The following is a 19128-nucleotide window of genomic DNA, read 5'->3' as shown; positions in this document are numbered from 1 at the left end:
ACGCTTCTTTGTCGAGCGGATGCGCCGCGATCAGTCGTCGCCGTCTTCGGCGGTTGCAACCATCGCATTGATTAGAAAATCGGTCAAGCTTTCGACCGGCACGGACTGCTGAACGTTCTTTTCGCCGTCGTCGCCCGCGCCGCGCAGCGGCTTCACGCTCGCCGTGCCGTTTGCCATCTCGTCGTCGCCGAAGATCACCGCGAACGCCGCGCCGCTCGCGTCGGCACGCTTCATCTGCGACTTGAAGCTCGCGCCCGCGCCGTCCGCGCTGCAGTGGAAAATCACGTCGAGGCCCGTGTCGCGCAGACGCTCCGCGACGACGAACGCTTGCTCGCGCGCCGCGTCGCCCTGATGGACGACGTACACGTCGACGCCTTCCTGCTCCGGCACGAGGTTCTCTTCCTTCAGCAGCTCGAGAATGCGCTCGACGCCCATCGCCCAGCCGCACGCGGCGGTCGGCTTGCCGCCCAGTTGCTCGATCAGCGGATCGTAGCGGCCGCCCGCGGCGACCGTGCCTTGCGCGCCGAGCTTGTCGGTCACCCACTCGAATACGGTCAGATTGTAGTAATCGAGCCCGCGCACGAGCCGCGGGTTGATCGTAAACGGCAGGTTGTTCGCCTTCAGCAGGCGCTGCAGGCCTTCGAAGTGCGCACGCGACGCGTCGCCGAGGAAGTCGATCAGCTTCGGCGCATTCTGCACGATCTCCTGCAGCGCGGGATTCTTCGTGTCGAGCACGCGCAGCGGATTCGTGTACAGGCGACGCTGGGCGTCGTCATCGAGCTTCTCGACGTGCTGCTCGAGATACTTGACGAGTTCGACGCGGTGCGCCGCGCGCTCCTGCGCAAGGCCGAGCGAGTTGATCTCGAGCTTGATGCCGGTGAGGCCGAGATCGTCCCACAGGCGCTGGCACATCATGATGATTTCCGCGTCGGCGTCCGGCCCCGCGAAGCCGAGCGCCTCGACGCCGACCTGGTGGAACTGGCGATAGCGGCCGCGCTGCGGACGCTCGTGGCGGAACATCGGGCCGACGTACCACAGGCGCTTCGGCCCGTCGTACAGCATGTTGTGCTCGATGGCCGCGCGCACGACGGCCGCGGTGTTCTCGGGGCGCAGCGTCAGGTTCTCGCCGTTGAGCGCGTCGACGAAGCTGTACATCTCCTTCTCGACGATATCGGTCACTTCGCCGATGCCGCGCGTGAAGAGCTGCGTATGCTCGACGATCGGCGTACGGATGTTCTGATAGCCGTACGCGCGCAACAGCGACTTCACGGTCGCCTCGAAGAATTCCCACAAGCCGGCATCCTGCGGGAGGATGTCGTTCATGCCCTTCACGCCCGCGAGCTTCTCGAGCTTTCGCTTTTGTTCTGTCATCTGAAATACGGTGGACGAATTAATTCTGGACCGCAACGCGGCCGTAGGTGCGCGCGACGTAATCGCTCACGATCTGCTGGAATTCCTCCGCGATGCGCTCACCGCGCAGCGTCTTCACTTTCTGGCCGTCGACGAACACGGGCGCGGCCGGGTTCTCGCCCGAGCCCGGCAGGCTGATGCCGATGTTCGCGTGCTTCGACTCGCCCGGGCCGTTGACGATGCAGCCCATCACCGCGACGTTCATCTTCTCGACGCCCGGATATTCCTTGCGCCACGCGGGCATCTGCTCGCGCAGATAGGTCTGGATCTGCAGCGCGAGCTCCTGGAACAGCGTGCTCGTCGTGCGGCCGCAGCCCGGGCACGCGACGACCATCGGCGCGAACGAGCGCAGCCCCATCGTCTGCAGGATTTCCTGGCCGACGATCACTTCGCCCGTGCGCGACGCGCCGGGTTCCGGCGTGAGCGAGATGCGGATCGTGTCGCCGATCCCTTCCTGCAGCAGCAAGCCGATCGCGGCCGTCGACGCGACGATGCCCTTCGAGCCCATGCCCGCCTCGGTGAGACCGAGATGCAACGCGAAGCCGCAGCGGCGCGCGAGTTCACGATACACGGCGATCAGATCCTGCACGCCGCTCACCTTGCACGACAGCACGATCTTGTCGCGGCCGAGGCCGAGCTCCACCGCGCGCTCGGCCGAGCCGACCGCCGACTGGATCAGCGCCTCGTACATCACGCTCTGCGCTTCCCACGGCTCGGCGCGCGCGCCGTTCTCGTCCATCATCCGCGCGAGCAGGTCCTGGTCGAGGCTGCCCCAGTTCACGCCGATGCGCACCGGCTTGTCGTACTTGATCGCGGCCTCGATCATCTGCGCGAACTGCGAATCGCGCTTCGCGCCCTGGCCGACGTTGCCAGGGTTGATCCGGTACTTCGACAGCGCTTCCGCGCACTCGGGATAGTCGCGCAGCAGCAGATGCCCGTTGTAATGGAAATCGCCCACGAGCGGCACGGATACGCCCATCCGGTCGAGCTGCTCGCGGATCGCCGGCACGGCGGCGGCGGCCTCGGGCGTGTTCACCGTGATGCGCACGAGCTCCGAGCCCGCGTTCGCGAGCTCCTTCACCTGGATCGCGGTGCCGATCGCATCGGCCGTGTCGGTGTTCGTCATCGACTGCACGCGCACGGGCGCCGCGCCGCCGATCGTCACGAGCGTCCCGCCCCAGCGGACGTCGACCGCATGCGACACGCGCCGCGGCGCATGCCCGCCGAACACCGGCTCGGTTGAACAAATCTGACTGCTGCGTGGGGATTGAGCTTCGGATTGCATCGATAGATCCAATTTACGCCAAACGCGCCGCCCGCTTGGCGACGCGCGAAAGAGAACAGCGCCGTGCCCGGCCGGCCACGGCGCTTGCCGTCAGGGCAATGCGAAACGCGCGACGTTGCCCCGAGCCGTCGAGTATTTTGCCGGATCGACGGGCTTGCCGTCGAAAGCGATCGATTCGAGCCCGGCCTTGTTGCCGATCGTGACCTTGAGCGGCGCATCGCCTGCAACCTGCTTCGTCTCGCCGGCGCGCACGAGCGACGAGAACAACTCCTTGCCGTTCTTGTCGCGCACGCTGAACCAGCAGTCCTGCGCGACCTTCAGCGCGACCACCGACTGACCGGGCGCGGCCGTTACGACGGCGCTCGCGCCATCGGCCCCCAGTGCCGCCGATTGTTGCATCGATTGCGCCGGTTGCGCGGCGGCGACCGGCGTCGAAGCGGGCGGCACGGCCACCGCGCTCTCGACGGCAGGCGCGGAACCCGCGGTCGGCACGCTCGCCACCACCGCATCGCCCGCCGACGCGCCGCCGCCCGACTGCGTCGCGCTCGCCGCGACGGCGCTCGCCTGCGTCACCGTGCCGGACACCGCCGCGCTCGCCGGCAGATCGGACGCGGCGCCCTCCGGCTGCTGCGCACGCGCGCCCGACGCGGCTTCGCCGGCCCCGCTCGACTTGAAGCGCGCGAGCCAGTTCGACGATTCGCCGCCCGTACGCCACATCGCCGCGGCGATCAACGCGACGACGACCGCCGCGACCGCCCACAGCCACGGCCGGCCGCGCGACGAACCGCCGAGCGGAATCGACACCCGGCCGCGCGGCAGATCGGTGCCGGCCGACGCGGGCATCGACAGATCGACCTCGGGCACACCCTTCTCGCGACGCAGCGCCTGCGCGAACGGTTCCGGATCGACGCCGAGCATCTTCGCGTAACTGCGCACGAGGCCAAGCGCGAAAGTCGTCCCCGGAAGCTGACTCGTATCGCCCGCCTCGAGCGCCTGCAACTTCGACGCCGCGACCTTGAGCCGCGCGGACACGTCGTCGACCGACCATCCCTTCGCCTCGCGCAACTCCGCGAGCCGCGCGCCCACTGCCGCGACCGACGCAATGCCGCCGCCGGCCGCCGCCGGTTTCTCGCCTGCGTTCGTCTCTGGGCTCTTTGACGGCTGCGGTTCGCTCATCCTCATCCTCGCGTCGATTCTTCTTGCCTGCACGCCCGCACCGGCTCCGGCCAGGCTCGCAACACCACCGTTGTCACACACTGCGCGGCGCCGCGCGCCGCCCCCGATCGCTTTACGCGTATTTCACTGCCGGCCCGGGCATCCCCGTCAAACCGCCCGGATCTCGATAATCTTTGCCGCGCCCGTTCGCTCGGCAAGCCGCGTGCGGTCCTTGACCGCGCCCGCCAGTTGGCCGCAGGCGGCGTCGATGTCGTCGCCGCGCGTCTTGCGGATCGTCGTCACGATGCCGGCGTCGATCAGGATCTGCGCGAAGCGCTTGATCTGTTCCGCCTTCGAGCGCACGAGCCCCGATTCCGGGAACGGATTGAACGGAATCAGATTGAACTTGCACGGCACGTCGCGCGTCAGCGCGAGCAGCTCGCGCGCATGCGCGTCGGTGTCGTTGACGCCGTCGAGCATGCAGTATTCGAACGTGATGAAATCGCGCGGCGCGACTTTCAGATAACGCTGGCACGCGGCCATCAGCTCGCGCAGCGGATGCTTCTTGTTGAGCGGCACGAGCATGTCGCGCAGCGCGTCGTTCGACGCGTGCAGCGACACCGCGAGCGCGACGGGCAGCTCGGCGCCGAGCTTGTCCATCATCGGCACGACGCCCGAGGTCGACAGCGTCACGCGCCGGCGCGACAAGCCGTACGCGTTGTCGTCGAGCATGAGGCGCATCGCGGGCACGACCGCCGAATAATTGAGAAGCGGCTCGCCCATGCCCATCATCACGACGTTCGTGATGACGCGCTCGGCCTTGCCGTTCGGGCCGGGCGCGCGCCCGAGCGACGCGCGCAGCGCGAATTCCGCCATCCGCAGTTGCCCGACGATCTCGCCCGTCGACAGATTGCGGGAAAAACCTTGCTTGCCGGTCGAGCAGAAGCGGCAATTGACCGCGCATCCCGCCTGCGACGACACGCACAGCGTGCCGCGTGTTTCCTCGGGGATGAACACCGTCTCGACCGCGTTGCCGTTGCCGACGTCGATAAGCCACTTGCGCGTGCCGTCGGCCGACACGTGATCGCTCAGAATGTCGAGCGTGCCGATCACGGCGCGCCCTTTCAGCTTTTCGCGCAGCGACTTCGCGAGATCGGTCATCCCGTCGAAATCGGCTGCGTTGTATTGATGGATCCAGCGCTGCAGTTGCTTAGCGCGAAACGCCTTCTCGCCGAGGCTGCCGCAGTACGCGACGAGACCCTCGGCGTCGAGGTCGAGTAGATTGACGATGGTTTCGCTCGCCATGATGCCCTGCCTTGCCGCCAGACGCGCCGGACCCCGACCCGCTCAGCGCGAGTAGACGTTCATTTCCGGGAAGAAGAACGCGACTTCGCCGCGCGCCGTTTCCGGTGCGTCCGAGCCGTGCACGGCGTTCGCGTCGATGCTGTCCGCGAAGTCGGCGCGGATCGTGCCCTTTTCCGCCTTCTTCGGGTCCGTCGCGCCCATCAGGTCGCGGTTCTTCAGGATCGCGTCCTCGCCTTCGAGAACCTGGATCATCACCGGGCCCGAGATCATGAATTCGACGAGATCCTTGAAGAACGGACGCTCGGCGTGCACGGCGTAGAATTTCTCCGCATCGGCGCGCGACAGGTGCGCCATGCGCGCCGCCACGATCTTCAGGCCGGCGTTTTCGAAACGGCTGTAGATCTGGCCGATCACGTTCTTCGCCACCGCATCCGGCTTGATGATCGACAGGGTGCGCTCGAGTGCCATAAAAACTCCAAGAAATTAAGAGGTTACAGTTTCAAATGAATCCGCTATTGTAACACGTTCCCGTGTATCATTGCGATTGAACCCTTACACGACAGAAAGGTTCTAACACTTCGCGTTTCGCGGGCACCGAGACGTTGAAACCTCCGCCCTCGAAACCTATCTTAGGGGTAGCGGCCTGACGGCTTATTGCGGCGCAACAAGCGCGCCGCCCGCCGGCGGCGCCGCCACGTTCCATGTTAGGAGAAACCATGAACGACTATCCGTACAACTTCGGCCGCGGCGGCGCGATCAGCACGGCCGAGACTCGCAACCGCGTGCTGCGCAACACCTACTGGCTTCTTGCGCTGTCGATGGTGCCGACCGTGCTCGGCGCCTGGGTCGGCGTCGCGACGGGTTTCTCGCTGTTCGCCGCGACGAGCCCGATGATGAGCCTTCTCGCGTTCTTCGCGATCGCGTTCGGCTTCATGTTCGCGATCGAGCGCACGAAGAACAGCTCGGCCGGCGTGTTCGTGCTGCTCGGCTTCACGTTCTTCATGGGCCTGATGCTGTCGCGCCTCCTGAGCTTCATCCTCGGCTTTTCGAACGGCCCGTCGCTCATCATGCTCGCATTCGGCGGCACCGGCGTGATCTTCGCCGCGATGGCGACGGTCGCGACCGTCAGCAAGCGCGATTTCTCCGGCCTCGGCAAGTGGCTCTTCGTCGGCGTGATCGTGCTGCTGCTCGCAATGGTCGCGAACGTGTTCCTGCAGTTGCCGGCGCTGATGCTCACGGTGTCGGTGCTCGCGATCGTGATCTTCTCGGCGTACATGCTGTTCGACGTCCAGCGCGTCGTGAACGGCGGCGAGACCAACTACATCAGCGCGACACTCGCGATCTACCTCGATCTGTACAACGTGTTCACGAACCTGCTCGCGCTGCTCGGCATCTTCGGCGGCAACCGCAACTGAAGCCCGGCGGCACTTCGTCGCGCATCACGAAAAACCGGCCCCGAGGGCCGGTTTTTTCATGCCCGCGCACGGCGCACGCCGCCGCGAAAGCAACGCGTCACGCGCGCTCGAAGAGCGCGATCGATTCGACGTGCGACGTATGCGGAAACATGTTGACGACGCCCGCGCCCTTCAGCCGGTAGCCCGCCTCGTGCACGAGGAGCCCCGCGTCCCGCGCGAGCGTCGACGGGTTGCACGACACGTAGACGATCCGCGCGGGCAGCGGCCCGACGCCGCTCTGCGCGATGTCCGCAAGCGCCTTCGACACCGCGAGCGCGCCTTCGCGCGGCGGATCGATCAGGAATTTGTCGAACGCGCCGAGCGCGCGCAGATCGTCGGCCGTCACCTCGAACAGGTTGCGGCACGCGAACGACGTGTGGCCGTCGACGCCGTTTTCCTTCGCGTTCGCGAGCGCGCGCACGCTCAGCGTCTCGCTGCCCTCGATCCCGACCACCTCGCGCGCGAGCCGCGCGAGCGGCAGCGTGAAGTTACCGATTCCGCAGAACAGATCGAGCACGCGATCGTCGCGCGAGGGCGCGAGCAGCCGCAACGCGCGCCCGACGAGCACCCGGTTGATCTGGTGATTGACCTGCGTGAAGTCGGTCGGCTTGAACGGCATCCGGATGCCGAATTCGGGCAGCGTGTAGTCGAGCTGCACGTCGAGCGGATAGAACGGCGCGACCGTATCCGGCCCCTTCGGCTGCAGCCAGAACTGCACGCGGTGCGTGTCGGCGAATTCGCGCAGCAGCGCCTCGTCGGCCGCGTTGATCGGCTCGAGCACGCGCAGCACGAGCGCCGTCACTTGCGAGCCGACCGCGAGCTCGATCTGCGGCATGCGATCGCGGATCGACAACTGCTCGACGAGCCTGCGCAGCGGCACGAGCATCGCCGACACGTGCGGCGGCAACACCTCGCAGCTCGTCATGTCGGCCACATAGCTGCTCTTCTTCTCGTGGAAGCCGACGAGCACGCCGCCCTTCTTCGCGACGTGGCGCACGGTGAGGCGCGCGCGATACCGGTAGCCCCAAGATGGGCCGTGTATCGGCGCGAACATCGCTTCGGCGCGCAGCTTCGCGAGATGCCACAGGTTGTCCTCGAGCACGCGCTGCTTGATCGCGACCTGCGCGCGCATATCGAGATGCTGCATCGAGCAGCCGCCGCAGGTGCCGAAAAACGCGCATTTCGGCTGCGTGCGCATCACGCTCGGGCGCAAAATATCGACGACTTGCGCCTGCTCGTAGGTCGGCTTCCGGCGGAAGCTCGAATACGTGACGCGCTCGCCGGGCAGCGCGCCCTCGACGAAAATCACCTTGCCGGGCTCGCCGTTTTCGTCGACGACGCGGCCGACGCCGCGCGCTTCCATGTCGAGCGAATCGATATCGAGAACCGGGGCGCGATCGGGCGCGGCGCTCGCATGCGACGCGCGGCGCGTGGAGAGAGGGACGGCTTCTGACACCAGCTTTTCCTGACGAACGATTGTGGGGAAAGGCGAGATTGTAGACGAACGGCCGTCACGCAACGGAGATTCGACGATGCGACTCATCAGTTGGAACATCCAATGGGGACGGGACGCCGACGGCACGGTCGATCTGGCGCGCACGATCGACGCTGCCCGCCGGCTCGGCGATTTCGACGTGCTGTGCGCGCAGGAACTCACGCGCGGCTTTCGCGCGCTGCCGGGCGGCCCTTCCGACGATCAGTATGCCGAACTGGCGACGCTGTTGCCAGAGTATGCGGTGTTCGACGCGATCGGCGTCGATCTGCCGCCGACCGAGCCGGGCGCGCCGCGCCGGCAGTTCGGCAACGCGCTCGCGACGCGGCTGCCGGTCGAGCGCGCGATGCGCCACGCGCTGCCGTGGCCCGCGAGCGCCGCCGCGCCGTCGATGCCGCGCTGCGCGCTCGAAGTCACGCTGCGCGCACCGTTCGGGCCGCTGCGCGTCGTCGTCACGCACTTGGAGTATTACTCGGCGAAGCAGCGGCTCGCGCAAGTCGACGCGTTGCGGCGCCTGCACCGCGAGGCGGCCGCGCACACGCGCGCGAGTGCGCCGCCTGAGACGCCGACAGGTCCGTTCGCGCCGTCCGCGCGCGCGGCCGACGCGATCGTCTGCGGCGATTTCAACAGCGCGTATCGCAGCGGCGCTTACCGGCGCTTTCTCGCGCCGTTTCCCGACGCGCCGTGCTTCGTCGACGCGTGGCTCGCGCGCCATCCGGGCGAGACGCCGCCGATGACCGCAGGCGTCTACGACACCGAGCAGTGGAAGGAGGGGCCGATGACCTGCGATTTCGTGTTCGTCACCGACACGCTCGTTCGCCGCCTGACGCGCTGCGAGATCGACGGCGCGGTGCGCGCGTCCGATCATCAGCCGATCGTGCTCGAACTGAGCGATGCGTGAGCGCCGGCGAGCCGGCGAGAAAAGAGACGCGTTTCGGTTTCGCGGCGTCGAGAGAGAGCAGCGTCCGCCCTACGGGGGACGCCGGACGGTTCACGCGTCGAACGCGGCGAGGTATTCGGCCCAGTGCGGCGCCGGCTCCTGCACGAGCGAATTCTTCACGAGCGCGATCTCTTCGGTGTACTCGGCGGGCGACAGACCACCGCGCATCTGCTGGAACCGACAGTACAGCAAGTAGGTGTTCACGACGTCGGTCTCGCAGTAGTTGCGGATCTCCTCGATCCGCCCTTCCTGAAACGCCTTCCACACCTGGCTGCCGTCCATCCCGAGCTTGCCCGGAAAGCCGCACAGCTTCGCGAGCGCGTCGAGCGGCACGCTCGCGCGCGGCTGATAGAGCGCGAGCAGATCCATCAGGTCGAGATGCCGCGTGTGGTAGCGCGACAGGTAGTTGTTCCACTTGAAGTCGCGATCGTCCTCGCCCATGTCCCAGTAGCGCGGCGCCGCGACGCCGTGCACGAGCCCGCGGTAATGCAGCACCGGCAGATCGAAGCCGCCGCCGTTCCACGACACGAGTTGCGGCGTGTACTTCTCGATCACGCGGTAGAACGACTGGATCAACGTCGCCTCCGGGTCGCCCGGTGCACCGAGCGAGCGCACGCGAAAGCCGGTGTTGTCGCGGAACACGCACGAAATTGCCGCGACCCGTTGCAGATGAAGCGGCAGGAAATCGCTGCCCGTCTTCTCGCGGCGCGCGGCGAACGCGTGCTCGGCCACTTCGGCATCGGTGAGGTCGGCGGGCAGATCTTCAAGACGGCGAATGCCGTCGACATCGGGAATCGTCTCGATGTCAAAAACCAGAATCGGTGTCATCGATGAATTACAGAACGGCGTCCTTGCGCACGCCGTTGGATGCGAAAAACCGCTTGAGCCGCACGAGCGCTTCCTGCTGGATCTGGCGAACCCGCTCGCGGGTCAGCCCCATCTCGTCTGCAAGCTCCTCGAGCGTCGCGGGTTCAATGTGATTGAGGCCGAAGCGCCGCTCGATCACATGGCGGTGCTTGTCGGACAGGCGCGACAACCATGCGCGCGTTAGCGTTTCCAGTTCGCGGTGCTGAACCTCCGCATCGGGCGACTGGCTCTGGTCGTCGGGCAGCAGATCGAGCAGGCTGCTCGCCGGATCGAGATCGAGCGGCGCATCGAGCGATGCGGTGTGCTCGTTGAGCGCGAGGATGTCGGTGACTTCCTCGGCCGTCTTGCCCGTCAGATACGCGATGTCGTCGATGCTCGCCTCGCGGCGCTCGGCCGCCGCGCCCGTCGACAGCGAGTTCTTTTCCAGATGGCGCTTCGCGCGCAGCACCTGGTTCAGCTCGCGGATCACGTGCACCGGCAGCCGCACCGTGCGCGCCTGATTCATGATCGCGCGCTCGATGCTTTGCCGTATCCACCAGGTCGCGTACGTCGAAAAGCGAAAGCCGCGCGTCGGATCGAACTTCTCGATCGCGTGCATGAGCCCGAGGTTGCCTTCCTCGATCAGATCGAGCAGCGGCACGCCGCGATTCAGATAGCCTTTCGCGATGCTGACGACGAGCCGCAGATTCCGCTCGATCATCACCTGCCGCGCGTCGAATTCGCCCGCCTTCGCGAGCCGCGAATAGCGCTGCTCTTCCTCGACCGTCAAGAGCGGCTTCACGCTGATGCGATTCAGGTAGTGCTGGATCGTGTCGGCAGTGAGCTCCGCCTGCAGAAGCGCCCGGAAATCGTCCAGATCGGGTGACGCGTCGGCTGCATCGCCGCGCCCTTCGCGCGAGTCGTCCGAATCCGCTTCGCGCGGCTCGTAGTCGCGTTCGTTGTCGGCGGCGTCTTCATCCTCGTCCGTCGAAGCGCCAGCTCGCTCCACCGATGCTTGCGTGGCTCGACTGATCTTCTCAGACTCGGCTTGCGGCTCGTGGCGCTTCGATTTCGGCATGGTCGTCTCGTTTATTGAGGCGGCAAATACTTCAGCGGATCGACAGGTTTACCCTGCCGGCGAACCTCGAAATGCAGCATCACGCGGTCGGAATCGCTATTGCCCATCTCTGCGATCTTCTGGCCTTTCGTCACCGCGTCCCCCTCTTTTACCATCAAAGCGCGATTGTGTGCATACGCCGTGAGATAAGTTGCGTCGTGCTTGATGATAATGAGATTGCCGTAGCCGCGCAGACCGTTGCCCGCATACACCACGCGGCCATCAGCGGCGGCCTTCACGGCCTCGCCGGCCGGGCCGCCGATGTTGATCCCCTTGTTCTTCGAATCGTCGAACGTGTTCAACAGCGCACCGCGCACCGGCCACGCGAACGACAGGTTACTGCTCGCCGCAGGCGCAGTCGTTTCACTCGGCGCGGGCGCGGCAGACGGCGCGGCGCTCGCGGTGGAACCGGAGCCATAGATCGGCGGCACCGCAGCCGGGCCGCTCGACAGCGGTGGCGTCGCCGCGCCGCCCGCGACCGGTGCGGCCGGCGTCGCGCCGCCGGCTGTCGGCGAGACGCGCAGCAGTTGATCGACTTCGATCTGATTCGGGTTCGTGAGGTTGTTCCACGCTGCGATGTCGCGATAGTTCTGGCCGTTCTCGAGCGCGATCCGATAAAGCGTGTCGCCCGGCTTCACCCGGTAGTAACCCGGGGGCGCAGGCGGCAGCGGCGCGGGCGGCTGCGCGGCAGCCGTCGTGCCGAGCGAGCCGGAACGATCGACGACGGGCGCCTGGTCGAGCCGCGTCGCGCACGCGGCGAGCAGCGTGAAAGCCGCCATGCAAATCGCGCGCTGAGCGAGCGAGAGCGGTAACTTCAAACGATTGTTTTGCATCGCGCGCAGCATACTCATCGGTATCAAATCACTCCGGATTTTAAAGGGACAAAGAAAACGCGATCAAGCCGCGACTCGCGCCACTGCGCGGGTGCGACGCGCTCCACGAGCGTCAACACCTGCTCGCCCGCCTGCTCTCCGACAGGCGCGACGAGCCTGCCGCCGATCGCCAATTGTTCCAGCAGCGCCCGCGGCACGTCGAGCCCCGCCGCCGCGATCACGATCGCGTCGAACGGCGCCGCGGCGGGCAGGCCCACGCGTCCGTCGCCGTAATGCAAGCGGATGTTCGGCACGCGCAGCGGCCGCAAATTCAGTTTTGCGCGCTCGTAGAGCGGCTTCACGCGTTCGATCGAATACACGTCGCGCGCGACGCGGCTCAGCACCGCGGCCTGATAACCGCAGCCCGTGCCGATTTCGAGCACGCGCTCGAGCACGCGGCCGGCCGCCGCGAGTTCGATCATCCGCGCGACGACCGACGGCTTCGAGATCGTCTGCTGATGCCCGATCGGCAGCGCCGCGTCTTCATACGCCTGAGCCGCGAGCCCCGGATCGACGAACATGTGGCGCGGCACGGCCGCCATCGCGGCCAGCACGCGCGGATCGGCCACGCCGTTTGCCCGCAGCCTTTCGACCATGCGCTCGCGCACCCGTTCCGAAGTCAGCGCGAGCGCGCCGCTCAACGCGACATTCGGCGCGGCGCCCTTGTCGCCGCTTTTCGCGGCGGCGGACGGCGCGCCCTTCGCGACGCCGGGCAGGCCCGACGCGGATTTCTTCGCGTGCGCGGACTTCGGTGCGGACACGCGGCCGCCCGTCGTGGCCACGCGGCCGCCCGTCGTGGCGGCTGCGCGCTGCGGCGCGCGCCGGTCGGGCACGAGGGTCGATGTGGCGGCGGGCGCGGCGGCAAGGCGCTGGCGGGCGGCGTCGCCCGCCGCCTGGCGCTCGGCCGCGCGCCCTTCGGGCTTGCGCGGCTCGCGCTTCAGGTCCTCGAGCGCGAGCGGAAACCGCTTCGCGCGCTCGCCGCTCATGAAGCGCCGCTCCCGGCACGCGCCCATTCGCGCGTGGCTGCCAGCATTTGCGTGTGCGTGAGATCGAGCTGCAGCGGCGTGATCGACACGTAGCCCGCCGCGGTCGCGTGGAAATCGGTGCCCTCGCTCGCGTCGCGCGCGTCGCCCGCCGCTCCGATCCAGTAGATCGGCTCGCCGCGCGGATTCGTTTGGCGAATCACCGGCTGCGACGGATGGCGCTTGCCGAGCCGCGTCACGCGCCAGCCCTTCAGCTCGTCGTACGGCAGGTTCGGAATATTGACGTTCAGCAGCGGCCGGCCGGACAGCGGATTGTCGAGATAGCGGCGCACGATCTCGGCCGCGACGCGCGCGGCGTCGCCGAGGTGCGCCCACTCTTTGTGAACGAGCGAGAACGCGATCGCCGGCACGCCGAACATGATGCCTTCCGTCGCGGCCGCGACCGTGCCGGAATACAGCGTGTCCTCACCCATGTTCTGGCCGTTGTTGATTCCCGACACGACGAGGTCCGGCTTCGCGTCGAGCATGCCCGTCAGCGCGACGTGCACCGAATCGGTCGGCGTGCCGTTCACGTAGTAGAAACCCGTGCTCGCCGAACGCGACACCGAAAGCGGACGCGACAGCGTAAGCGAGTTCGACGCGCCGCTGCAATTCTGCTCGGGCGCCATCACCATGACCTCGGCCAGCGGGCACAGCGCTTCGTACAGCGCGGCGATGCCGGGCGCAAGGTATCCGTCGTCGTTGCTGAGTAATATTCGCATCCGCCGATTGTAACCGAGGAAAGATTGCGCGAGAGCGACAGCCCCGGCCGCCTCGCGTGCAGCGTGCGACGGCGCAAGAAGCGCGTACCGCGCGGCCCTCGGCGCTCAGATCACGCGCTTCTCGCGCAGCACGGCGATCGCCTGCGCGTCGTAGCCGAGCGCGCCCAGCACCTCGTCCGTATGCTCGCCGAGCTCGGGGCCGAGCCAGCGCGTTTCGCCGGGCGTGCCGGACAGCTTCGGCGTCACGTTCGGCAGCGGGATCTCCGCGCCGCCCGCGAGTTTGAAACGCTGGATCATCTGGCGCGCGGCGAACTGCGGATCGGTGAACATGTCGGCTACGCTGTAGATTCGCGACGCGGGCACGTCCGCGGCGTTCAGCACCGCGAGCGCGTCGTCGATCGTGCGCTCGGCGAGCCACGCGCCGATCGCCGCATCGATTTCCTGCGTGCGCGGCACGCGGCCGTCGTTGTGCGCAAGCGCGGGATCGCCCGCGAGATCGTCGCGGCCGATCGCGTTCATCAGGCGCTTGAAGATCGGATCGCTGTTGCCGCCGATCACGATGCTGCCGTCGCGGCACGGATACGTGTTCGACGGCACGATGCCCGGCAGCGACGCGCCCGTGCGCTCGCGCACGAGCCCGTAGACGCCGTACTCGGGCACGACGCTCTCCATCATGTTGAAGACGGCCTCATAGAGCGCGACGTCGACGACCTGCCCCGCGCCGCCGTTCGCGTTGCGGTGATGCAGCGCCATCAGCGCGCCGATCACGCCGTGCAGCGCCGCGATCGAATCGCCGATCGAGATGCCGATGCGCGGCGGCGGCAGCTCCGGATAGCCCGTGATGTGGCGCAGCCCGCCCATCGATTCGGCGATCGCGCCGAAGCCGGGACGGTCGCGATACGGGCCCGTCTGCCCGTAGCCGGACAGGCGCACCATCACGAGGCCCGGATTGTCGGCGGACAGCACGTCGTAGCCGAGACCGAGCTTCTCGAGCAGCCCCGGGCGGAAGTTCTCGACGACGATGTCGGCTTCACGCGCGAGGCGGCGCACGATCTCCTTGCCCTCGTCGGACTTCAGGTTGATCGTCACCGATTTCTTGTTGCGCGCCTGCACCGACCACCACAGCGACGTGCCGCCCGCCTCCGGATACAGCTTGCGCCACTTGCGCAGCGGATCGCCGCCGTTCGGATCTTCGATCTTGATGACGTCCGCGCCGAATTCGGCGAGCAGGCGCGCGGCGAACGGGCCCGCGATCAGCGTGCCGAGTTCGAGCACCTTGACGCCCGAAAGCGGGCCGGGAGTTGCGCTCATGTCGCTTCCTTGGATCGTTGAACGGTACGCGCGGCGCGAGGCCGCGCGGCGCCGGCGCGCGCGCCGGCTAGAGGGTGCGCCTGTCGAGCATCGCGCGGGCGATCGTGCCGGCGTCGACGTATTCGAGCTCGCCGCCCACCGGCACGCCCCGCGCGAGCCGCGTGACGGCCAGGCCGCGCGCCTTCAGCGTCTGGCCGAGATAGTGCGCGGTCGCCTCGCCTTCGTTCGTGAAGTTCGTCGCGAGCACGACCTCCTTCACGACGCCGTCCGATGCGCGGCGCACGAGGCGGTCGAAATGGATCTCCTTCGGCCCGATGCCGTCGAGCGGACTCAAGCGCCCCATCAGCACGAAATACAGCCCGCGATAGGTCATCGTCTGCTCGAGCATGATCTGGTCGGCGGGCGTCTCGACGACGCACAGCAGCGTCGGGTCGCGCTCCGGATCGCTGCAGACCTCGCAGATCTGCGCCTCCGTGAACGTGTTGCACTTCTCGCAGTGACGCAGATGCTCGGTCGCGAACAACAGCGAGCGCCCGAGCCGCTCCGCACCCTCCCGATCGTGCTGCATCAGGTGATATGCGATGCGCTGCGCGGATTTCGGTCCGACGCCCGGCAGCGCGCGCAGCGCTTCGACGAGCCCGGACAGCGCGGAAGGCGGCTTGATGCTCATGCGCTCACGACGTCGGCCGAACGGTTCATCGTCAGAACGGCAGCTTGAAGCCGGGCGGCAGCGGCAGGCCCGCCGTCATGCCGCTCATCTTCTCCTGCGACGTCGCCTCGGCCTTGCGCACCGCGTCGTTGAACGCCGCGGCGACGAGATCCTCGAGCATGTCCTTGTCGTCGGCGAGCAGGCTCGGATCGATCGACACGCGGCGCACTTCGTTGCGGCAGGTCATCGTCACCTTGACGAGCCCCGCGCCCGACTGGCCTTCCACTTCGATGAGAGCCAGTTGCTCCTGCATCTTCTTCATGTTTTCCTGCATCTGCTGGGCCTGCTTCATCAACCCGGCGAGTTGGCCTTTCATCATGGACTTGCTCCTTCTAATCGATTGCGAACGGGCGCGATCTTAGCGCCCGCTCATGAATATGGGAATCGGATGCGGGATGCGACCGATTCGCGTCAATGCAGCGTCGGCGCCGCGCCGTCCGACTCCGGACCGACGGGCCGAATCGAGCCCTCGACGATGCTCGCGCCGAATTCGCGCAGCAACTGCTGGACGAACGGATCGGCGCTCATCTCGTGCTCGGCGTCGCGCTGCCGCTTCGCGCGCTCGGCGGCGGCGAGCGCGGCCGCGGTGCGGCGCGCCGGGCCGACCTCGACCGCGACGTCGACCGGCTTGCCGAGCGCGTCCGCGAGCGCGGCCTTCAGCTTCGCGACCTGCGCGGCATCCGCGTATTGCGGCACCGGCACCGACAGCTTGAGCGCGCCGCCGTCGACCGACGTCAGTTCGCTGCTGAACGCGAGCTGGTAAGCGACGCCCTTGAGCGGCAGGCTCGCCGCGAGCGTCGGCCATTCGCCGTCGAAGCCGATCGCGTCGAGCGGAATCGGCTCCGGCAGCGGCCGCGTGTCGACGGGTGGCGCGGGCGCCGGCTTCGGCGCGACCCGAACATCGTCGGGGCCGCTGTCGAACACCGGGACGAAACCGTCGTCGGGCGGAATGAAGCCGTCGTCGATCGACAACGGCACGTAATCGTCGGGCGGGATGTCCTCCCACGGCGGCGGCGCGTTGCGCGCCCCGGATCTCGCGTCGGCGCGCGCGGCACCATTCGGCGAAGCGCCGCCCTGCACCGGGCGCGTGCGTGGCGTCGGAACGGGCACCTGCACGCGCGGCGCGGATTTCGCGGCGGGGGCGGCGGGCGCAGCCGCGCGCGCTGCGCCCGCGCCGGCGCCTCGGCCGCGATCGGACGACACGCGCATGCCCGCGTTACGCAGCACGTCGAGTGCGGCGGCCGCGCCGGTGGCGCGCGACGCCGAAGCGGCGGCGGCAGGAGCGGCGGGCGCCTCGGCCGGCGCTTGCGGCACGGGTGCGGTGGAGGCCGGCACATCGGCCGCTTCAGCCTCCGATGCCGCGCAATCCTGCGCGGCCGCGTCGAACTCCGTGGCGGCCGTCGATTCGGGCGATGCGGCCGAACTCGGTGCTGATTCGGATGCGGCGCCCGGCTGAGCGTTCGGCGACGCGTCGGAATCAAGGCCCGAATCGAGGCCTTGATCGAGGCCTGGATCGGCGTCCGGCGTGGCGGCGCGCGACGGCGCGCCGCGCTCGTCCGAGCGGACGTCCGTCGTAACACGCGCGCTCGCGGCGGCCTCGCCGCTTCGCTCGGCCGCTGCCGGCTCGGTCTGCACGGTCGGCAAGTCGGCGCGAGCCGCGGCCGCGCGCGCGACAGTCGCCTTCGGCGCCTGCACCCCGGCGGCCGCGGACGCCGCCGGTGCGCCGAGCACCGCAGCCGCTCGCGCGTTCGACTTCGGCGCGGCGCCGGCCGCCTGCGCGGGCAACCCGCCGCCCGGCGCGCCGCCGCCTGTCGGCGCCGGCTCGAACGCAAGCATCCGCAGCAGCGTCATCGTGAAGCCCGCGTATTCGTCGGGGGCAAGGCCGAGCTCGCCGCGCCCGACCGTCGCGATCTGATAATAGAGTTGCACCTGCTCCGGGCTCAGGAACTCGGCAAAGCGGCGCAGGTCGGCCGCTTCGGGCCATTCGTCGAGCACCGACGCCGGCGCGAACTGCGCCCACGCGATCCGATGCAGCAGGCTCGCGAGATCCTGGAGCGCAGCCGAGAACGACAGGCTGCGCAGCGCCATTTCGTCGGCGACGGCGAGAATCTGCGGACCGTCGGCCGCGGCGAGCGCGTCGAGGAGCCGCACCATGTAAGTCTGGTCGAGCGTGCCGAGCATGCCGGACACCGCGGCTTCCGTCACTTCGTTCGCCGAATACGCGATCGCCTGATCCGCCAGCGACAGCGCATCGCGCATGCTGCCTTGCGCGGCGCGCGCGAGCAGACGCAGCGCCTGCGGCTCGAACGCGATCCGCTCTTCGCCGAGAATCCGCTCGAGATGCGACACGATGTGGCCGGCCGGCATCTGCTTCAGATTGAACTGCAGGCAGCGCGATAGCACGGTGACGGGAATTTTCTGCGGATCGGTGGTCGCGAGGATGAACTTGACGTGCGGCGGCGGCTCCTCGAGCGTCTTCAGCATCGCGTTGAACGCGTGGTTCGTCAGCATGTGCACTTCGTCGATCATGTAGACCTTGAAGCGCGCATCGACGGGCGCGTACACCGCGCGCTCAAGGAGCGCGGCCATTTCGTCGACGCCGCGATTGCTCGCCGCGTCCATCTCGACATAGTCGACGAAGCGGCCTTCATCGATTTCGCGGCACGCGCGGCACACGCCGCACGGCTGCGACGTGACGCCCGTCTCGCAATTGAGCGCCTTGGCGAAGATGCGCGACAGCGTCGTCTTGCCGACGCCGCGCGTGCCCGTGAATAGATAGGCGTGATGCAAACGCCCGCCGTCGAGCGCGTGCGTGAGCGCCCTGACGACGTGCTCCTGGCCGACGAGCGAAGCGAAATCCTTCGGACGCCACTTGCGTGCGAGAACTTGATAGGTCATCAGGAAATTGTATCAGCAACGCTGCGCCGCGCCGCGCCGACAGGTTGAACGCCGCGAAACGCATGCATGCCGACGCCGATCGGGAAGCGAAACGAAAGGAGGAAAAACGGAAGCGCGCGCGGGAAAGACGGAAAGACAAGCACGAGAAGACAAGCGGAAGGTGACGAGCCCGACCCTCGGCACTGGCGGAAAACGGCTGTGGCTGCTTCGTTCCCGACCTGACCAGGTTGACCGCCCCACCATGCGAGGAGGCCCGTCACGGTGCATTCTAACATCGCTTCGCGCACGACGCGACCGTTATTCGCATACGAGACGACAAATCGCGAGAGCCCGACCGCCGCCGATTCGCGCGCCCCCGACGCCGCGTTCTCGCACACCCGACGCCGCGCGCAGCCCGCCTCTTGCAATTCGCCGCGCCGGGCCCATTTGATGCGCACGCGGGCGACACGCCTGAAATGCTACGCATCCCTGTTCGCGTGACGACTACTATCGCCGTCAACAGCGGATAGCAATTTAGGCTAATATGACGCCCGAATGACCCGCGAGCCGCGGCATGCAGCGCTCACGCCCTTCTTTTCGCAAGAGCGGAG

17 protein-coding genes and 1 other RNA gene are annotated in these 19128 nt (G+C 67.7%); 2 read left to right on the top strand and 16 right to left on the bottom strand.

Annotation, left to right across the window (positions count from 1 at the left end; translation table 11 throughout):
• Positions 1 to 30: 30 nt before the first annotated feature.
• From hisS to ndk, 5 genes are all read right to left on the bottom strand, one after another.
• Complete coding sequence (hisS, locus tag WS78_RS08850) at positions 31 to 1371, bottom strand: histidine--tRNA ligase (protein WP_059580828.1); 1341 nt, start codon at positions 1369 to 1371, stop codon at positions 31 to 33.
• A gap of 19 nt (positions 1372 to 1390) precedes the next feature.
• Entirely contained in the window at positions 1391 to 2695 is a 1305-nt protein-coding gene (gene ispG, locus WS78_RS08845; protein WP_059580908.1) for a flavodoxin-dependent (E)-4-hydroxy-3-methylbut-2-enyl-diphosphate synthase, read from the bottom strand.
• Positions 2696 to 2785: 90 nt separating this feature from the next.
• Positions 2786 to 3871: a RodZ domain-containing protein gene (locus tag WS78_RS08840; RefSeq protein ID WP_059580824.1), complete on the bottom strand. Its 1086-nt coding sequence runs from the start codon at positions 3869 to 3871 to the stop codon at positions 2786 to 2788.
• 147 nt (positions 3872 to 4018) lie between these two features.
• Positions 4019 to 5155, bottom strand: a complete 1137-nt coding sequence (gene rlmN / locus WS78_RS08835) for a 23S rRNA (adenine(2503)-C(2))-methyltransferase RlmN (RefSeq protein ID WP_059580820.1) — start codon at positions 5153 to 5155, stop codon at positions 4019 to 4021.
• 42 nt (positions 5156 to 5197) lie between these two features.
• Positions 5198 to 5623, bottom strand: coding sequence for a nucleoside-diphosphate kinase (ndk, locus tag WS78_RS08830; RefSeq protein WP_038749160.1), 426 nt, complete (start codon positions 5621 to 5623; stop codon positions 5198 to 5200).
• A gap of 248 nt (positions 5624 to 5871) precedes the next feature.
• Between ndk and WS78_RS08825 the strand changes: the two genes are divergently transcribed.
• Positions 5872 to 6570 carry a Bax inhibitor-1/YccA family protein gene (locus WS78_RS08825; RefSeq protein WP_038749157.1) on the top strand — a complete coding sequence of 233 codons (699 nt, stop codon included), beginning with the start codon at positions 5872 to 5874 and terminating at the stop codon, positions 6568 to 6570.
• Positions 6571 to 6667: 97 nt separating this feature from the next.
• Here the strand turns inward: WS78_RS08825 and rlmD are convergent, their stop codons facing one another.
• Positions 6668 to 8065 (bottom strand): 23S rRNA (uracil(1939)-C(5))-methyltransferase RlmD, encoded by a 1398-nt coding sequence (rlmD, locus tag WS78_RS08820; protein WP_038749154.1) that lies wholly within the window; start codon positions 8063 to 8065, stop codon positions 6668 to 6670.
• A gap of 76 nt (positions 8066 to 8141) precedes the next feature.
• Here rlmD and WS78_RS08815 point away from each other — a divergent pair, with 76 nt between their 5' ends.
• The gene (locus tag WS78_RS08815) at positions 8142 to 9002 is read left to right on the top strand and encodes an endonuclease/exonuclease/phosphatase family protein (RefSeq protein ID WP_059580817.1); all 861 of its coding nucleotides are present in this window, start codon (positions 8142 to 8144) and stop codon (positions 9000 to 9002) included.
• Positions 9003 to 9092: 90 nt separating this feature from the next.
• Here the strand turns inward: WS78_RS08815 and WS78_RS08810 are convergent, their stop codons facing one another.
• The 10 genes from WS78_RS08810 to ffs all read right to left on the bottom strand — a co-directional run bounded on the left by WS78_RS08810 (position 9093) and on the right by ffs (position 18796).
• Positions 9093 to 9869, bottom strand: a complete 777-nt coding sequence (locus WS78_RS08810) for a 3'-5' exonuclease (RefSeq protein WP_059580814.1) — start codon at positions 9867 to 9869, stop codon at positions 9093 to 9095.
• Between the two features lie 7 nt (positions 9870 to 9876).
• Positions 9877 to 10965, bottom strand: a complete 1089-nt coding sequence (gene rpoS, locus WS78_RS08805) for an RNA polymerase sigma factor RpoS (RefSeq protein WP_038749147.1) — start codon at positions 10963 to 10965, stop codon at positions 9877 to 9879.
• A gap of 11 nt (positions 10966 to 10976) precedes the next feature.
• Entirely contained in the window at positions 10977 to 11849 is an 873-nt protein-coding gene (locus WS78_RS08800) for a peptidoglycan DD-metalloendopeptidase family protein (RefSeq protein WP_038749144.1), read from the bottom strand.
• A gap of 11 nt (positions 11850 to 11860) precedes the next feature.
• On the bottom strand, positions 11861 to 12862 hold the full coding sequence (locus WS78_RS08795; RefSeq protein WP_059580904.1) for a protein-L-isoaspartate(D-aspartate) O-methyltransferase: 1002 nt from the start codon (positions 12860 to 12862) through the stop codon (positions 11861 to 11863).
• Complete coding sequence (gene surE, locus WS78_RS08790) at positions 12859 to 13620, bottom strand: 5'/3'-nucleotidase SurE (RefSeq protein ID WP_038749141.1); 762 nt, start codon at positions 13618 to 13620, stop codon at positions 12859 to 12861. Before surE ends, WS78_RS08795 begins: the two co-directional genes overlap by 4 nt.
• Positions 13621 to 13725: 105 nt before the next feature.
• Entirely contained in the window at positions 13726 to 14931 is a 1206-nt protein-coding gene (locus WS78_RS08785) for a CaiB/BaiF CoA transferase family protein (RefSeq protein ID WP_038749138.1), read from the bottom strand.
• 67 nt (positions 14932 to 14998) lie between these two features.
• Positions 14999 to 15601, bottom strand: coding sequence for a recombination mediator RecR (gene recR, locus WS78_RS08780; RefSeq protein WP_081989624.1), 603 nt, complete (start codon positions 15599 to 15601; stop codon positions 14999 to 15001).
• Between the two features lie 31 nt (positions 15602 to 15632).
• Positions 15633 to 15959 (bottom strand): YbaB/EbfC family nucleoid-associated protein, encoded by a 327-nt coding sequence (locus tag WS78_RS08775; protein WP_006026979.1) that lies wholly within the window; start codon positions 15957 to 15959, stop codon positions 15633 to 15635.
• 92 nt (positions 15960 to 16051) lie between these two features.
• Entirely contained in the window at positions 16052 to 18538 is a 2487-nt protein-coding gene (locus tag WS78_RS08770; RefSeq protein WP_038749136.1) for a DNA polymerase III subunit gamma/tau, read from the bottom strand.
• Between the two features lie 159 nt (positions 18539 to 18697).
• Positions 18698 to 18796: signal recognition particle sRNA small type (gene ffs / locus WS78_RS08765), an RNA gene on the bottom strand.
• Positions 18797 to 19128: the final 332 nt, after the last annotated feature.

Origin of the sequence: Burkholderia savannae, assembly GCF_001524445.2 — a bacterium.
In the GTDB taxonomy this organism is placed as follows: domain Bacteria; phylum Pseudomonadota; class Gammaproteobacteria; order Burkholderiales; family Burkholderiaceae; genus Burkholderia; species Burkholderia savannae.
The sequence above is the reverse complement of the archived record's forward strand: the minus strand, read 5'-3'. Positions and strand labels throughout refer to the sequence as shown.

Bases quoted from the DNA above. Each gene is read 5' to 3' on its own strand.
- hisS (WP_059580828.1), bottom strand. From the start codon at position 1,371: ATGACAGAACAAAAGCGAAAGCTCGAGAAGCTCGCGGGCGTGAAGGGC.
- ispG (WP_059580908.1), bottom strand. From the start codon at position 2,695: ATGCAATCCGAAGCTCAATCCCCACGCAGCAGTCAGATTTGTTCAACC.
- WS78_RS08840 (WP_059580824.1), bottom strand. From the start codon at position 3,871: ATGAGCGAACCGCAGCCGTCAAAGAGCCCAGAGACGAACGCAGGCGAG.
- rlmN (WP_059580820.1), bottom strand. From the start codon at position 5,155: ATGGCGAGCGAAACCATCGTCAATCTACTCGACCTCGACGCCGAGGGT.
- ndk (WP_038749160.1), bottom strand. From the start codon at position 5,623: ATGGCACTCGAGCGCACCCTGTCGATCATCAAGCCGGATGCGGTGGCG.
- WS78_RS08825 (WP_038749157.1), top strand. From the start codon at position 5,872: ATGAACGACTATCCGTACAACTTCGGCCGCGGCGGCGCGATCAGCACG.
- WS78_RS08815 (WP_059580817.1), top strand. From the start codon at position 8,142: ATGCGACTCATCAGTTGGAACATCCAATGGGGACGGGACGCCGACGGC.
- WS78_RS08810 (WP_059580814.1), bottom strand. From the start codon at position 9,869: ATGACACCGATTCTGGTTTTTGACATCGAGACGATTCCCGATGTCGAC.
- rpoS (WP_038749147.1), bottom strand. From the start codon at position 10,965: ATGCCGAAATCGAAGCGCCACGAGCCGCAAGCCGAGTCTGAGAAGATC.
- WS78_RS08800 (WP_038749144.1), bottom strand. From the start codon at position 11,849: ATGCTGCGCGCGATGCAAAACAATCGTTTGAAGTTACCGCTCTCGCTC.
- WS78_RS08795 (WP_059580904.1), bottom strand. From the start codon at position 12,862: ATGAGCGGCGAGCGCGCGAAGCGGTTTCCGCTCGCGCTCGAGGACCTG.
- surE (WP_038749141.1), bottom strand. From the start codon at position 13,620: ATGCGAATATTACTCAGCAACGACGACGGATACCTTGCGCCCGGCATC.
- WS78_RS08785 (WP_038749138.1), bottom strand. From the start codon at position 14,931: ATGAGCGCAACTCCCGGCCCGCTTTCGGGCGTCAAGGTGCTCGAACTC.
- recR (WP_081989624.1), bottom strand. From the start codon at position 15,601: ATGAGCATCAAGCCGCCTTCCGCGCTGTCCGGGCTCGTCGAAGCGCTG.
- WS78_RS08775 (WP_006026979.1), bottom strand. From the start codon at position 15,959: ATGATGAAAGGCCAACTCGCCGGGTTGATGAAGCAGGCCCAGCAGATG.
- WS78_RS08770 (WP_038749136.1), bottom strand. From the start codon at position 18,538: ATGACCTATCAAGTTCTCGCACGCAAGTGGCGTCCGAAGGATTTCGCT.